The sequence below is a fragment of the uncultured Winogradskyella sp. genome (assembly GCF_947498345.1).
In the GTDB taxonomy this organism is placed as follows: Bacteria; Bacteroidota; Bacteroidia; order Flavobacteriales; family Flavobacteriaceae; genus Winogradskyella.
In genome coordinates, this window is the sequence record NZ_CANMJY010000002.1 from 361,553 (window position 1) to 378,187 (window position 16,635).

At 32.9% G+C, this 16,635-nt stretch carries 13 protein-coding genes; 10 read left to right on the forward strand and 3 right to left on the reverse strand.

Translation table 11 applies throughout. The features are described from left to right. The first annotated feature begins 97 nt into the window (after positions 1-97). The 4 genes from Q0912_RS04760 (at position 98) to Q0912_RS04775 (ending at position 5,415) form a co-directional block, all read left to right on the forward strand. The gene (locus tag Q0912_RS04760; RefSeq protein WP_299112590.1) at positions 98-670 is read left to right on the forward strand and encodes a Crp/Fnr family transcriptional regulator; all 573 of its coding nucleotides are present in this window, start codon (positions 98-100) and stop codon (positions 668-670) included. Positions 671-857: 187 nt separating this feature from the next. Beyond that, positions 858-4,262, forward strand: coding sequence for an isoleucine--tRNA ligase (gene ileS, locus Q0912_RS04765; RefSeq protein ID WP_299112592.1), 3,405 nt, complete (start codon positions 858-860; stop codon positions 4,260-4,262). Between the two features lie 4 nt (positions 4,263-4,266). Beyond that, the gene (locus tag Q0912_RS04770; RefSeq protein WP_299112594.1) at positions 4,267-4,650 is read left to right on the forward strand and encodes a TraR/DksA C4-type zinc finger protein; all 384 of its coding nucleotides are present in this window, start codon (positions 4,267-4,269) and stop codon (positions 4,648-4,650) included. 99 nt (positions 4,651-4,749) lie between these two features. Then, positions 4,750-5,415, forward strand: a complete 666-nt coding sequence (locus tag Q0912_RS04775; RefSeq protein WP_299112597.1) for a lipoprotein signal peptidase — start codon at positions 4,750-4,752, stop codon at positions 5,413-5,415. Here the strand turns inward: Q0912_RS04775 and Q0912_RS04780 are convergent. Genes Q0912_RS04780 through rimK form a run of 3 tightly spaced genes read right to left on the reverse strand, consistent with a single transcriptional unit; the run spans position 5,369 to position 7,820 of the window. Continuing rightward, positions 5,369-5,932, reverse strand: a complete 564-nt coding sequence (locus Q0912_RS04780; protein ID WP_299112599.1) for a 5-formyltetrahydrofolate cyclo-ligase — start codon at positions 5,930-5,932, stop codon at positions 5,369-5,371. The two genes, Q0912_RS04775 and Q0912_RS04780, sit on opposite strands and share 47 nt — an antisense overlap. Then, positions 5,932-6,897 (reverse strand): succinylglutamate desuccinylase/aspartoacylase family protein, encoded by a 966-nt coding sequence (locus tag Q0912_RS04785; RefSeq protein ID WP_299112601.1) that lies wholly within the window; start codon positions 6,895-6,897, stop codon positions 5,932-5,934. Before Q0912_RS04785 ends, Q0912_RS04780 begins: the two co-directional genes overlap by 1 nt. A 47-nt stretch (positions 6,898-6,944) precedes the next feature. Continuing rightward, positions 6,945-7,820 (reverse strand): 30S ribosomal protein S6--L-glutamate ligase, encoded by an 876-nt coding sequence (rimK, locus tag Q0912_RS04790; protein WP_299112603.1) that lies wholly within the window; start codon positions 7,818-7,820, stop codon positions 6,945-6,947. 93 nt (positions 7,821-7,913) lie between these two features. Between rimK and uvrC the strand changes: the two genes are divergently transcribed. From uvrC to Q0912_RS04820, 6 genes are all read left to right on the forward strand, one after another. Then, the gene (gene uvrC, locus Q0912_RS04795; protein ID WP_299112605.1) at positions 7,914-9,707 is read left to right on the forward strand and encodes an excinuclease ABC subunit UvrC; all 1,794 of its coding nucleotides are present in this window, start codon (positions 7,914-7,916) and stop codon (positions 9,705-9,707) included. Positions 9,708-9,828: 121 nt separating this feature from the next. Further along, positions 9,829-11,976: a patatin-like phospholipase family protein gene (locus Q0912_RS04800; RefSeq protein ID WP_299112607.1), complete on the forward strand. Its 2,148-nt coding sequence runs from the start codon at positions 9,829-9,831 to the stop codon at positions 11,974-11,976. 230 nt (positions 11,977-12,206) lie between these two features. Next, on the forward strand, positions 12,207-13,364 hold the full coding sequence (locus Q0912_RS04805; RefSeq protein ID WP_299112609.1) for a homogentisate 1,2-dioxygenase: 1,158 nt from the start codon (positions 12,207-12,209) through the stop codon (positions 13,362-13,364). Positions 13,365-13,455: 91 nt separating this feature from the next. Continuing rightward, positions 13,456-14,616, forward strand: a complete 1,161-nt coding sequence (gene hppD / locus Q0912_RS04810; protein WP_299112611.1) for a 4-hydroxyphenylpyruvate dioxygenase — start codon at positions 13,456-13,458, stop codon at positions 14,614-14,616. Between the two features lie 281 nt (positions 14,617-14,897). Further along, positions 14,898-15,686, forward strand: coding sequence for a DUF3108 domain-containing protein (locus Q0912_RS04815; protein WP_299112613.1), 789 nt, complete (start codon positions 14,898-14,900; stop codon positions 15,684-15,686). Positions 15,687-15,695: 9 nt separating this feature from the next. After that, positions 15,696-16,628, forward strand: a complete 933-nt coding sequence (locus tag Q0912_RS04820; RefSeq protein ID WP_299112615.1) for a tryptophan 2,3-dioxygenase family protein — start codon at positions 15,696-15,698, stop codon at positions 16,626-16,628. Positions 16,629-16,635: the final 7 nt, after the last annotated feature.

Below are 16,635 nucleotides of genomic sequence, written 5' to 3' on the forward strand. Positions count from 1 at the left end.
GTATTATGTTAGCCTTTTTATTAGGATGTTAAAAGAGAATATTAGGAATAATAAAAAGAATTTAAGAATTTGAGAGCTTATTAGAAATAATTCAATCATGGTAGACCCTAACTTTGATTTCTTAAAATCAAAATTCCATATTTCTAAGGAGGTTTATATAATCCTTCAAAACCTTGCATCAAAACGAAAATTGAGAGCAGGTGAAAATATAGTTAAACAAGGTGGTAAAAGCAAGAAAATCGCTTTTTTGGTTACTGGATTAATGCGAGCTTACAGCACTTTAGAATCAGGAAAACAAATCACCAAAAACATATTTACACCAATAAATTTTGTTGGAGCGTTTTCATCTTTAATAAAAGACAAGCCATCACTTCTTTGTTATGAGGCTTTAGTAGATTCGGTTGTTTTTGAGGTGGATTTTAATCAATTTATCGAAATATCCAAAACGAATATAGAAGTAAGTAATTTCTATAATAGAATCTTAGAATATGTATTTGTTATGTACGAAAAGAAGCAACTAGAAACAATGGCTCTAGACGGTACACAAAGATACCTGTCTCTAAAAAAGCAGATTCCTAATATTGATAATTTAATACCTCAGTATCAAATAGCATCATATTTAAATATTTCGCCAGTTCAATTAAGCCGAATAAGAAAAAAAATATATTAACATATGTTAATTAATACTCGGTGAATTCGTATTAATTTTGTAGTATAATTATTTTATTTACAAATAGAAATTAGTTAATAGCCCTAACAAGAAGAAGCAAACGAAAGTCGTTTGCTTTTTTTTATGATATAAACCGTCCTTTAACAAGAAATTCTTAATTTCGCGATTCGATAAGAATTTTGATGTCATGAGTACAAAGTTCCCTGAATATAAAGGACTTAACTTGCCCAAAGTTGCAAACGAAATAAGCGACTATTGGCAAGCTAACAATATCTTTGAAAAGAGCGTAAGCACAAGAGAAGGTGCAACGCCTTATGTGTTTTTTGAAGGCCCACCTTCTGCTAATGGATTACCTGGTGTTCACCATGTATTGGCACGTGCCATAAAAGATATTTTTCCGCGCTACAAAACCATGAAAGGCTTTCAGGTAAAACGTAAAGCAGGCTGGGATACCCATGGCTTACCTGTAGAACTTGGTGTTGAGAAAGAACTTGGGATTACTAAGGAGGATATCGGCACTAAGATTACTGTAGAAGCGTATAACGAAGCTTGTAAAAAAGCAGTAATGCGTTATACTGATATTTGGAATGACCTCACTCAAAAAATGGGTTACTGGGTAGATATGGATAATCCATATATCACTTACAAATCTAAGTACATGGAATCTGTTTGGTGGTTATTAAAACAGATATACGACAAAGATTTAATTTATAAAGGTTATACCATTCAGCCATATTCGCCAAAGGCTGGTACAGGTTTAAGTAATAACGAATTAAACCAACCAGGAACTTATCAAGATGTTACGGATACAACGGTTGTAGCTCAGTTTAAAGCAAATCAAAATACCTTACCAGATTTTCTTCAAAATGAAGGTGATATCTATTTTATTGCCTGGACGACAACACCCTGGACATTGCCAAGTAACACCGCTTTAACTGTGGGGCCAAAGATTGATTATGTTTTAGTGGAAACCTATAATCAATATACTTTCAAACCCATAAATGTGATTTTAGCTAAAAACTTAGTTGGAAAGCAATTTGATGGAAAGTATAAGCAAGTAGAAGACAAATCCACATTATTAGACTACAATGAAGGTGATAAAAAAATTCCGTTCTATGTAGTTAAAGAATTTAAAGGGAAAGATTTAGTAGGTATCACCTACGAGCAACTTTTAGATTATGCACAGCCAAATGATAATCCAGAAAATGCTTTTAGAGTCATCTCAGGTGATTTTGTAACGACTGAAGATGGAACAGGTATTGTGCATACAGCGCCAACTTTTGGTGCTGATGACGCCTTGGTTGCCAAACAAGCCAAACCAGAAGTGCCACCAATGTTGGTGAAAGATGATAATGATAACTTAGTACCTTTAGTAGATTTACAAGGGAGATTTAGACCAGAAATGGGTGAGTTTGCTGGTAAATATGTAAAGAATGAGTACTACAATGACGGAGAAGCTCCCGAGCGTTCAGTAGACGTTGAACTTGCGATTAAGTTAAAAACAGAAAACAAAGCCTTTAAGGTTGAAAAATATAAACATACATACCCTAATTGCTGGAGAACTGATAAACCAATTCTATATTATCCTTTAGATTCTTGGTTTATCAAAGTTACTGATGTTGGGGTTAGAATGCAGGAGCTAAATAATACGATTAACTGGAAACCAAAATCAACAGGTGAAGGACGTTTTGGTAATTGGTTAGCTAATGCTAATGATTGGAATTTATCACGTTCGCGGTTCTGGGGAATTCCATTACCAATATGGAGAACAGAAGATGGAAAAGAACAATTGTGTATTGGGTCTATTGAAGAACTTAAGTCCGAAATGACCAAAGCTGTTGATGCTGGAGTAATGTCTGAAGATATATTCGCAGATTTTGAAGTTGGTAATATGTCAGAAGCTAACTATGAAACAGTTGATTTACATAAAAATATAGTTGATAAAATCGTATTGATTTCAGAATCCGAACAACCTATGAAACGCGAAAGCGATTTAATCGATGTTTGGTTTGATTCTGGTTCTATGCCTTATGCACAATGGCATTATCCTTTTGAAAACAAAAAACTAATAGATAACAAGGAAGCTTTTCCTGCAGATTTTATTGCTGAAGGTGTTGATCAGACACGTGGTTGGTTTTATACATTACATGCTATAGCAACCATGGTTTTTGATTCTGTAGCGTATAAGAATGTAGTCTCAAACGGATTGGTTTTAGATAAGAACGGGCAAAAGATGTCTAAGCGTTTGGGTAATGCAACAGACCCTTTCGAAACCTTATCTACATATGGAGCAGACGCTACACGTTGGTACATGATAATGAATGCTAATCCATGGGATAATTTAAAATTTGATAGCGATGGTATCACAGAAGTAAGTCGTAAATTTTTCGGAACACTATATAATACCTATTCCTTTTTTACACTTTATACAAATATCGATGGGTTTAATTACAGCGAAGCCGATATTCCATTAAGCGAACGACCAGAAATAGATCGTTGGATTTTGTCTGAGTTAAATACGTTGATTAAAGATGTGGATAAATTCTACTCAGACTACGAACCAACTAAAGCAGCAAGAGCGATTTCTAGTTTTACTCAAGATTATCTAAGTAATTGGTACGTACGTTTAAGTAGAAGACGTTTCTGGAAAGGTGATTATCAAGCTGATAAAATCTCTGCGTACCAGACACTTTATACCTCTATGAAAACGATTGCTAAGCTTGGTGCACCAATTGCTCCGTTCTTTATGGATCGTTTGTATTTAGATTTAAACGCTGTAACCAAAAGAGAAAATTTTGAAAGTGTACATTTAGCAGAATTCCCTAAAGTCGATAAATCGGCGATTGATAAAGTTCTGGAACGAAAAATGGAAAATGCGCAAACAATATCCTCATTAGTTTTATCGTTGAGAGCTAAGGAGAAGATCAAAGTGCGCCAACCACTTCAAAAAATAATGATTCCTGTAGATAGTCAACAACAAAAGGAAGAGATTTCTGCTGTTTCAGATCTAATAAAACACGAAGTCAATATAAAAGAAGTGGAACTTTTAGAGGATGCATCAGATATATTAGTAAAGCAGATTAAACCAAATTTTAAAATTTTAGGCCCTAAATTTGGTAAAGATATGAGGTTGATTTCCAGTGCAATAAATGCGTTTTCTGCTAATGATATTAAAAAAATCGAGCAAAACAGCAGTTTAGACGTTGAAATTAACGGAAAAATTATTACTTTAGGATTAGATGATGTAGAGATTACATCACAAGATATTGAAGGATGGCTTGTTGCAAACGAAGGTGCGTTAACTGTAGCTTTAGATGTAACTATAAATGAAGAATTGCGGAATGAAGGTATTGCACGTGAGCTTGTAAACCGTATTCAAAATTTGCGTAAGGACTCAGGATTTGAAGTTACAGATAGAATTGATGTTCAGCTTCAAAACGACACATTAGTTGCAGCAGCAATTGCTTCAAATGAGAACTATATTAAATCAGAAACCTTAACAGAAGAATTAGAAATTAAAGACACAATAAAGAACGGTATAGAAATTGCTTTTGATGAAGTCAATACCAAATTATTTATACAAAAACATTAAACATATGGCAACAGATACAACAAATAGATATTCAGATAAAGATTTAGAAGCATTTAGAATTTTAATTCAAGATAAAATTGATAAAGCTGAGCACGATTTAGAATTAATAAAGAGTGCTTACATGAATGATCATAACAACGGTACAGATGATACCTCACCAACATTCAAAGCTTTTGAAGAAGGAAGTGCCACAATGAGTAAAGAAGCTAATTCAGCATTGGCAATTCGTCAAGAAAAGTTTATACGTGATTTGAAGAATGCTATGATTAGAATTGAGAATAAGACCTATGGGGTTTGCCGAGTTACGGGTAAATTAATAAATCCTGAGCGTCTAAAATTAGTACCTCATGCCACATTAAGTATTGAAGCTAAGAATATGCAGAAGTAGAATTCCTTTGAAAAAAAGGAATCTCATTAAACAGAGATTGCGTTAAATTAATAAAAGATAACAAAGCTTTGAATATAAAATTTCAAAGCTTTTTTTAGTATGTCGTTAAAAAAGGCCTCAATTATTATAATTCTCATTTTACTGGTAGATCAAATCAGTAAAATATATATTAAAACACATTTTCAACTGTCTGAAACTATCAAGGTATTTACGTGGTTTAAAATTCATTTTATAGAAAATGATGGTATGGCTTGGGGAACAAAACTGAGTGATTTTTTTACATTCATTTCAGACAAATCGGCCAAACTCATTTTAACCTTATTTAGGATAGTTGCTGTAACATGTATTGGGTTTTGGTTGATAGATGTAACCAAAAAGAAGAAATCTAAAACGTTGATTTTTGCCATTGCTATAATTTTTGCAGGTGCTTTAGGAAATATTTTAGATTCTGTGTTTTACGGCCTATTGTTTGGTGAAAGTAATATGCAGATCGCTACATTTCTACCAGAAGGAGGAGGTTATGCAGATATATTTTATGGTAAAGTTGTAGACATGCTGTATTTCCCTATTTGGAGTGGAGTATTACCAGAATGGTTGCCAATTATTGGGGGGAAATATTTTTCGTTTTTTGATCCAGTTTTTAATGTGGCTGATGTTGCTATAAGTACTGGTATCGGAATTTTAATTGTGTTTAATAAGAAGGCTTTTAAGGATGGCTCTAAAACTGAAATACCTCATCAGGAGTTACACAATAATCAAGCTTAATATCATTTTCAGAGGCATCTATAATCTTGTCTTCTATTTCAAAAAAGGATAAGCCTATTTTAAGGGTTTCAGGTTTACAATTAGTTAAAAAGCGGTCGTAAAATCCTTTACCATAACCTACTCTGTTTCCTGTTTTATCGAAAGCTAAAAGCGGAATAAAAACAATTTCTAATTGTGGCGATTGAATTTCTATACCATCAATAGGTTCAGGGATATTATAGTTATTCTTTTTAATCCTTGTACTATCAGTCAGTAGATAATGCGTCATCGAATAATCTTCAAAATTGCTTTTAGAGATGACTATGTTTTTATCCTTTCCTGCTAAAATATTCAAGATATATTCGGTATTGATTTCTTTTTGCTCTTCAATAGTTAAGAACATATGATAGAATGATTTATCCCAAATATCTAATTGTAATAATTGATTAGCAATGGAGAGACTGTAATCTTCAATTTGTTCTAAAGAGAGTTCTTTTCGTAAGATTTTATATTTTTTTCGAAGCTCAGATTTAGTCATTAGTCAAGCTTTGTAGAAATATGAAAAATAGCATCACCTTGATAAATAATGGGTGATTCATTTACATTAAAAATGTAACCGTTATTTGTTGCTTTTACAAAATGATTAAAACTACCATAAGGGTCAGTGATATGACCAAGAACATCACCTTTTTTGACTTGAGAATTTACAGAAACATTTGGTTTAAACATTCCGGAATGGCTGGCTCTAATCCATTTGCTATCTACAATTTTAATGCAATTCTTTTTTGGTTTAGATACTTTAAATTTGCTGTTAAGCATCTCTAAATGCGAAAGTACACGTTTAGTACCATTGACGCCTGTATTGGTTATAGTACTATCAATATTAAATGACTTTCCTCCTTCGAACAAAAGCATTGGTATACCCAATTTATAACAAGAATTTCTGAATGATTTATTGAGGTTTTTAGAATAGTAAATGATTGGTGCCCCAAAAACCAGAGCCAGCTCATCTAAAACTATTTCGTTCTTTACTATTCTAATTTGTGCAGCATTAAAACGATCGGCACCACCAGTATGAAAATCTAAAATTAAATCAGCATGAGGTACAATTTCTGTCATTAATTTATGGGCAACTCTACTAGCAAGAGACCCTCCTTTTCCACCAGGGAAAACACGATTTAAGTCTCTACCATCTGGAAATTCTCTATCCATATGAATAAACCCAAAAACATTAATAACAGGAATACATATTATAGTTCCTCTTTTGGGTTTATTGATGCCTTTGGCGATGATTTGACGCACAATTTCTACACCGTTGACCTCGTCGCCATGGATTCCTGCTGTTATCAATACAGTAGGTCCAGGCTTTTTAGAACGTTCTATAATTACAGGAACATCAATAGTATTTTGGGTATGGAGTTTAGCAACATTAAAACTTACCTTGGTGCTTTCTCCTAATGCTACCTTTTTACCTAGTATATGTAATACTTCTTTTTCACTCATGCTTCCTTCCTGCGAAAGCAGGAATATCTTTTAATTTAAACCTATTTCTATTTCCTATTACGTTCTATAAACGTAATAATTGCTCTGGCAATATTTTTTTGTGTAGCACCTTCAATACCCTCTAATCCTGGTGTAGAATTGACCTCCATAATTAATGGTCCTCTGGCTGATTGTAGCATATCTACGCCACAAACAGGTAACTTTAATGCTCTGGCAGCTTTAATGGCCAACTTTAACTCATCTTCAGAAAGTCTAACGAGATTAGCACTTCCGCCTCTATGCAAATTAGAACGAAATTCACCTTCTCTACCTTGGCGTTTCATAGCTCCTACAACTTGTCCATCTACTAATAATGCTCTTAGATCAGCACCTTTAGCTTCAGCTATATATTCTTGGACAAGCGCTCTCGCCTGCAATCCATTAAAAGCTTCTAGTACAGATTCTGCTGCATTTTTAGATTCTGCCAAAACGACTCCAAGCCCTTGTGTACCTTCAAGTAATTTTATGATTACTGGTGGCCCACCAACATGATTCAATACTTCCTCGACATCACGTGAGTAATTGGTAAAAACCGTTTTTGGCATACCGATACCAGCTTTAGACAGCCGTTGAAAACTTCGTAATTTATCTCTACTCCTAATAATTGCGTCAGAGGTAACAGTAGTAAAGATGTTCATCATTTCAAACTGTCTTACCACAGCACAACCAAAAAAAGTTACAGAAGCACCAATTCTTGGAATAATGGCATCAACATAATTGAGATAACGATCTCTGTAATAAATTGTAGGTTTTTCTTGTTCAATAATAATATCACACTTAAGTGGATCGATCACTTCAATATCATGACCTCTGTTTTCACCTTCTTCAATAAGACGTCTTGTAGAATACAGGTTTTCGTTTCTGGAGAGGATGACAATATTCATTTTGCAGATGCTAATAATAACTTAATACTGGCAATATACTAAAAAAGGAATTCTGATTTTTACAATACTAGCTTTTAAACTACCTTTGATTTAATGCCAAAAACAGCTCTAGAAATACAAATAAAAACCTTACCACACCAACCTGGTGTTTATCAATATTTTGATGCTGATGACAAGTTGATTTATGTTGGTAAGGCAAAGAATATTAAAAAACGGGTAAGTAGTTATTTTACTAAACATCATGACTATGGCAAGACACGTGTTCTGGTTAAGAATATAGCTTCAGTAAAACATATAGTTGTAGAAACTGAGAATGATGCACTTTTACTCGAAAATAATCTTATAAAAAAATATCAGCCCAAGTATAATGTAATGCTTAAGGATGATAAATCTTATCCTTGGATTTGTATTAAAAAGGAACGTTTCCCCAGAGTATTTTCTACGCGACGCGTGTTTAAAGATGGGTCGGAATATTTTGGACCATATACAAGTATGAAAACTGTAAAAACGCTCTTAGGCTTAATAAAGGGCTTATATCAATTACGTACTTGTAATTATGATTTGTCCGAAACAAAAATAAATGCAGGTAAGTACAAAGTTTGTCTGGAGTTTCATTTGGGCAATTGCAAAGGTGCTTGCGAAGGAAGGGAAACTGAAGCAGAATATCATAGAAATGTTAAAGCTATACGAGAAATCTTAAAAGGGAATTTTAAAGATTCTTTACAACAGTTTAGAATTCAAATGAAGCAGTATGCTGAAGCTACGCAATTCGAAGATGCTCAGAAAATAAAAGACAAACTTGAAATTTTAGAAAATTATCAGGCTAAATCAACTATCGTAAACCCTAAGATTAGTAATGTAGATGTGTTTTCAATAGTAAGTGATGAAACCTATGCATATATCAATTTTTTGCAACTAAGTTATGGTTCAATTATTAGATCTCATACTCTAGAAATAAAGAAAAAATTACAGGAATCGGATAAGGAATTACTAGAATTAGCAATTACCGAAATTCGTCAACGGTTTAATTCAAATTCTAAAGAAATTTATGTGCCTTTTAAGGTCAATTTAGGTGAAGCGATTAAAGTTACAGTGCCTAAGCTTGGAGATAAGAAAAGTATTGTTGATTTATCTAAACGTAATGCGATGTATTATCGCATGGATAAATTGAAACAAATAAAAATTGTAGATCCAGATCGACATGCCAATAGAATTATGGCTCAGATGAAAGCAGATTTGCGATTATCAGAAGAACCTCGACATATTGAGTGTTTTGATAATTCAAACATTCAAGGTACTAACCCAGTGGCAGCTTGTGTAGTGTTTAAAAATGGAAAACCAAGTAAAAAAGATTATCGCCATTTTAATATTAAAACCGTAGAAGGACCAGATGATTTTGCATCGATGGAAGAAGTAGTTTATAGGCGCTATAAACGCCTGGTAGAAGAAAATCAACCCTTGCCACAGCTTATTATAATAGATGGAGGTAAAGGGCAATTGTCATCAGCATTAAAAAGCCTTGACGTTTTAGACTTGAGAGGAAAAATAGCAATTATCGGAATTGCAAAACGTTTAGAAGAATTATTTTACCCAGATGATCCAATTCCATTATATTTAGACAAGAAAAGCGAAACGTTAAAAATTATTCAACAATTACGAAATGAAGCTCATCGTTTTGGTATTGAACATCACAGAAACAGACGTAGTAAAAGTGCCTTAACCACAGAGCTTGAAAATATTTCTGGAGTAGGGGAGCAAACCATTATTGACCTGATGAAACAATTTAAAACGGTTAAACGTATCGCAAATGCTAAACTAGATGAATTAGAGGCTGTTGTTGGTACCTCTAGAGCAAGTAAAATTTATAACTATTATCATAAAGAATAAACCATTGAGATTGTTCCAAACATATTATCAGCTATTTAGATGCAAATATGCAGTCATAACACTAGTTTTTTTATTACTGTGTTATAACACAGTACAGGCACAAAAAACTCAAGAGCCAAAGGTGGGTTTAGTATTAAGTGGTGGTGGTGCTAAAGGATTTGCGCATATAGGAGCATTAAAAATCATTGATAGCCTCGGTATAAAAATAGATTATGTTGCTGGCACGAGTATGGGAGCCATTATAGGATCATTGTATGCTACGGGTTATTCAGGTGAGCAATTAGAAGAAATGTTCAATAATCAAGATTTTAATGAACTGATAAATGACGAATTTCCGAGGTCTTCAAAGTCTTTTTATGAACGTGAAAACTCAGAAAAATATGCAATCAGTTTACCTTTCGATAAGTTTAAAATCAATTTGCCATCTGCCTTATCAAGAGGACAAAATGTATATAATTTGCTTTATAAGTTAATGCTTCCTGTTAATGAAATAAGAGACTTTGAAAAACTACCTATTCCTTTTTTCTGTATAGCAACTAATATAGAAACCGGTGAATCTATTGTTATGGATAAAGGGCATTTGGCAGAAGCTGTTACTGCTAGTGGAGCATTACCATCGTTGTTTCAGCCAGTTGTTATTAATGGTGATATATTGATAGATGGAGGGGTTACAAATAACTTTCCTGTTGAAGAACTAAGGGCCAAAGGCATGGATATTATTATAGGTGTTGATGTACAAGATGCCTTAAAAGACAGAGAGTCTTTAAAATCGGCGCCAGACATTTTAATGCAGATTAATAATTTTCGAACTATAAATGCAATGAAGAGTAAAGTGCCTCTGACAGATATTTATATTAAACCAGATATAACAAATTTTTCTGTTATATCTTTTAGTGAAGGTGACGATATTATCGCCAATGGTGAAGCTGCTGCAAGAGCTAATATAGCTCAGTTACAGAAGGTAAAAGACCAGCAAAGTTCTGACTATGAAAGACCTAAAATAGAACCTATAGATAGTATAAAGATTAACTCAATAAACATACGAGGTAACGAGCGCTATACAAGATCTTATATCATTGGAAAACTAAAATTTAGAAATGATGCGAGTATCAGTTATGCCGACTTTAAAAAAGGTATAAACAGTCTTATAGCGACTAATAATTTTGACACCTTTAGGTATTGTTTAGAACCTAGTGCTAATGGTGATAGTTACAATCTAATGGGAGAGTTAAAAGAATCTGAAACTACCACGTTTTTAAAGCTAGGTGTACATTACGATGACTTATATAAAAGTGCTGTATTAGCAAACCTTACTAAAAAACGTTTGTTGTTTAATAACGATATTGCTTCATTAGATGTTATGTTAGGTGACAACTCAAGATATAATTTTGAATACTTCATCGACAAAGGGTTTTATATCAGTATAGGGATTAAGTCGAGATACAATCAATTTAATAAAAATGTAAACCCACTTTTAGTGTTAGAAGAAGGCTCACCTTTATTAGAAGACTTAAATAGAATTGATGCTAAGCTGTCAGATTTTACAAACCAAGTCTATTTACAAACTATTTTTAGAAAGGATTTTGCGTTACGTGCTGGCGCAGAATATAAGCGTCTTAAAATTACATCCGAAACTATAATTGATGACGATCAAGAAGATAGAATTACATTCGAAAACTCAAACTATTTCAGTGCTTTTGGTAATTTAATTTTTGATGATTACGATAACTCACTATTTCCAAAACGTGGGTTTTATTTTAATGGGGATTTTCATTTGTATTTTAATGCTTCAGGTTTAAATCGGGACTTTGAAGAATTTTCAATCGCTAAGGCGGATATGGGATATGCATTTAGTTTTAATAATAAAGTCGCATTAAAGACAGAGGCATCAGGTGGTTTTAAAATTGGTGATAATTCTACTACGGCATTAGGTTTTGGTTTGGGTGGCTATGCTAATAATTTTATTAATAATTTTAAATCCTTTTATGGCTATGACTATTTAGCCCTATCTGGAGATAGCTTTGTAAAAGCTACTTTTACTTTAGATTATGAGATTTTTAAAAAGCATCATATTCTTTTAGCAGCTAATTACGCCAATATAGAAGATGGACTTTTTGAAACTGGTGATTTTCTCTCTTCCCCAGAATATAGTGGCTATGCTGTAGGGTATTCGTTAGAAACGTTTTTAGGACCATTAGAAGCCAAATATACTTACTCACCAGAACTAAAAGAAAGTCAATGGTTTTTTAATCTTGGATTTTGGTTTTAATAATATACCATTGTTATTAAGCTAAATTTATTTCAGTATCTCATTTTAAAATTTGCTAATTTTTTAGATATTTGTAACTCTATGAAACCATTTTGGGCTAATATAAAACTATACCTTCACTTTCTTATTAAAAGGAACCCAGAATAGAACTGCATTTTTTGTACCTTTAATGAGTGTTATTTATACATTAATATGTATAAACAAATCAACGTTTAAACAATCAAAGAAAAATGCCATTTTATCATAAATTAGGAAAAATTCCACCAAAACGCCATACGCAATTTAAAAAAGCGGACGGTAGCTTTTACTACGAGCAATTATTCGGGACTATAGGTTTCGATGGAATGTCAACAAATAGCTATCATGAGCAAAGACCAACTCAAGTAAAAGAAATAAGAAATCAATATAGCGTAGCACCAAAAATTGCTAAGGCTAACAATATGCAATCCTATCGCTTGCATGGTTTTAAAGTTAAACCAGAAAATGATTATCTAGATAGTAGAAAAGTAGTGCTTACTAACAGTGATTGTAATATTATTTTAGCAGCACCAAAACAATCTACCAGAGATTACTTTTGTAAAAATACGGATGCCGATGAATTGATTTTTATTCATAAAGGCACAGGGAAATTGAGAACCATGCTTGGTAATCTTGATTTTAAATATGGAGATTATCTTTTAGTGCCAAGAGGCATTATTTATAAACTCGATTTTGATACAGAAGATAACCGACTTTTTATAGTAGAGTCTTACAGGCCAATTTACACACCAAAGCGATATAGAAATTGGTTTGGACAACTATTAGAACATTCACCATTTTGTGAACGCGATTTACGTCAACCGCAAGAATTAGAAACGTATAATGAATCGGGCGATTTTTTGATTAAAATAAAAAAACAAGATGAGATCATAGAAATGGTTTATGCTTCACATCCTTTTGATGTGATTGGCTATGATGGCTACAACTACCCATATGCATTTTCAATTCACGATTTTGAACCGATTACAGGTCGTGTACATCAACCACCACCAGTACATCAAACCTTTGAAACAGATGCTTTTGTGGTTTGTAGTTTTGTCCCGAGATTGTATGATTATCATCCATTAGCAGTACCAGCACCTTATAACCACAGTAATATAGACAGTGATGAGGTATTGTATTATGTAGATGGTGATTTTATGAGTAGAAATGATATTGATGCAGGACACATCTCTTTACACCCAGCTGGTATTCCACATGGCCCACATCCAGGAGCTATGGAGCGTAGTATTGGTAAAGTGAAGACAGATGAATTGGCTGTAATGGTAGATACATTTAAACCCTTAAAAGTTACTGAGGAAGCCTTAAAAATTGCTGATGAAGATTACTATAAGTCTTGGTTAGAATAATTAGTTATCCCTAGAAAAATTAGAATCTTTTAATAAAAAAATAATTCAAAATTTGATTCTTGCCTTTGCAAGAATGTTAAAATAATAAAATATGGCAAAAGAAGTAAAATCTGTTAACTACGGTTTAGAAAAAATATTCGATGGAGCACAAGACTTTCTTCCACTTCTGGGAACTGACCATGTAGAATTTTATGTAGGTAATGCAAAACAATCCGCTCACTTTTACAAAACCGCATTTGGATTTCAATCATATGCCTACAAAGGCTTAGAAACAGGCTCAAAGGACAGTGTAAGTTATGTGTTAAAGCAAGATAAAATACGTTTAGTACTTACAACACCTTTAAATAGTAAATCTCCAATTAATAATCATATTGTTAAACATGGAGATGGAGTAAAAGTGATAGCGCTTTGGGTTGATGATGCACGAAAATCTTATGAAGAAACGACAAAACGAGGAGCAAAATCATATATGGAACCTGTAGTTGAAAAAGATGAGCATGGAGAGGTTGTAAGAGCAGGAATTTACACCTATGGTGAAACTGTACATATGTTTGTAGAACGAAAAAACTATAACGGAGTTTTTATGCCAGATTTTGTAGAATGGAAAAGTGACTACAATCCCGAACCAGTAGGTTTAAAATATATAGACCATATGGTTGGTAATGTCGGTTGGGGACAAATGAATACATGGGTAAAATGGTACGAGGATGTTATGGGCTTTGTAAACTTTTTATCTTTTGACGATAAACAAATCCATACCGAATATTCTGCGCTAATGAGTAAAGTAATGAGTAATGGTAATGGACGTATTAAATTTCCAATTAATGAACCAGCAAAAGCAGCCAAAAAATCACAAATTGAAGAATATTTAGATTTTTATGAAGATTCTGGTGTGCAGCATATAGCAGTTGCTACGGATGATATTATTAAAACTGTTGCGCAATTAAAAGCCAGAGGTGTCGAATTTTTGCCACCACCACCGCAATCGTACTATGATATGATTCCTGAGCGATTAGGAGTGCATATGGATATGATGAAAGAAGATATAAAAGAGCTTCAAAAACTATCAATTTTAGTAGATGCTGATGAAGAAGGGTATTTACTCCAAATTTTTACTAAACCCGTTGAGGACAGGCCAACATTATTTTTTGAGATAATACAAAGAATGGGTGCCCAAGGTTTTGGAGCAGGAAATTTTAAGGCATTGTTTGAAAGTATTGAACGAGAGCAGGCAAAACGTGGTACTTTATAAAAGAGAAGCGCATTTAACTCCCTACTGATAAATGCGCTTATAAAAACCAACTCTAAAATTCTACACACAAATAACAAACTTAGAATTTATGTGCTTTTGGTTTACTCTATTATAATATCGTAGAACTATTAAAATGTGAGCATTTATCGAAATTTTTTTAAAATGAACAATGTTTTTTGCTTGTATTTCAATGTTTTAATAGATTTGGAATAGTAATTGTATTTAAGATAGTTGTAACAAAATAATTGCGTTACATTATTTAAATTTACAAACTAGAAATTATGAAATATTTATTTACCATATTAGTTTTCCTTGTAGGACTTAAAGCGCCAAATTCTCAAAAAGAATCAGCTTTTCAAGAAGGTGAGTGGTTTAAATTTAAAATGAGTTACAGTAAATTTCTAAAAGCAGGTAATGCAACACTTACTGTAAAAGAAGCAAATTTAAAAGGAAAGTCCGTTTATCATGTAGTTGGAAAAGGTTGGACTACAGGTGCTATTAAGTGGTTCTTTAAAGTTAAAGATCGTTACGAAAGCTATTTCGATAAAGAAACTGGTATGCCGTATAAGTTTATAAGAAAAATAGACGAGGGAGGTCATACAAAAGATATAGAAATAGATTTTAATCATGAAGAGAAAAAAGCTATTGTCAATAATAAGAAACATAAAAAAGTAAAAACGTATACTACAGAGCAAGATGTACAAGATATGGTATCTATGTATTATTATTTAAGAAATAGTATAGATGTGTCTTCTCTAAAAGTTGGTGATGAAATAAAGACAACTATGTTTTTTGACGAAGAGAATTATGGATTTAAACTTAAGTATTTAGGAAAAGAAATAGTTGAGGTAGATATTAATGGAACAGATGTTAAAGTAGAATCTTTAAAGTTTAGACCATATGTTATGGCAGGACGTGTTTTTAAAGAAGAAGAAAGTCTAACACTTTGGGTAAGTGACGATAAAAATAAAATACCACTAATAATAAAAGCTGATTTAGCCGTAGGCTCGCTTCGTGCAGACTTAGTAGCTTTTAAAGGACTAAAACACTCTTTTAAGACGATACATTAAAATTAATTCATGTCAGACCAACATAACTACGACGAAATTTTAAAACAGCTTCAAGAGAAGTATACCAAAATAGACCAAGATACCGACGACCATTTATACGGCTTGCTTTACAGCAAGCTGATTACATATTGGGATTATATACAAACAGATGCACTACTAAACCTTCAGATACAACGCACTACACTTCCGGATGAGATGGTTTTTATTGCCTATCATCAAATCAACGAACTTATTTTTAAAATGATACTATGGGAAATATCCCAGGTAGCAGAAAAAGAAAACCTAGACGTTACTTTTTTTGAAAATAAAATAATGCGCGTTAGTCGTTATTTCGATATGTTAACGACCTCGTTTAATATTATGAGAGAAGGTATGGAGGTAGAGCAATATATGAAGTTTCGTTATACATTAACACCCGCTAGTGGTTTTCAGAGTGCTCAATATAGACTAATTGAATTTGCATCAACAGAACTAATTAATCTCATAGATTACAGATTCAGAAAAGATATAGATAGAAATACACCTTATACACATGCTTTTGAGCACTTGTATTGGCAAGCTGCTGGAAAAGATCATAAAACAGGAAAAAAATCTACGCTTTTAGTTAATTTTGAAAAACGATATAAGGAAGAGTTCTTAAGGTTTATGGAAACATACAATACTAAGAATCTTTGGACACGTTTTAAGGAATTACCTTCAGACGATCAAAAAGATGAAGATTTGATAAAGGCAATGCGTCATTTTGATTATACTGTTAATGTCACTTGGGTAATGGCACATTATAATGCTGCAAAGCATTATATTGAGAGCGGTATAGGTGATGGCGAAGCTACTGGGGGTAGTGATTGGAAAAAGTATATGCATCCTAAGTATCAGCGACGTATTTTCTTTCCGGATTTATGGACAGAAGAAGAATTAAAAAATTGGGGAAATAACATATAATTAGCAG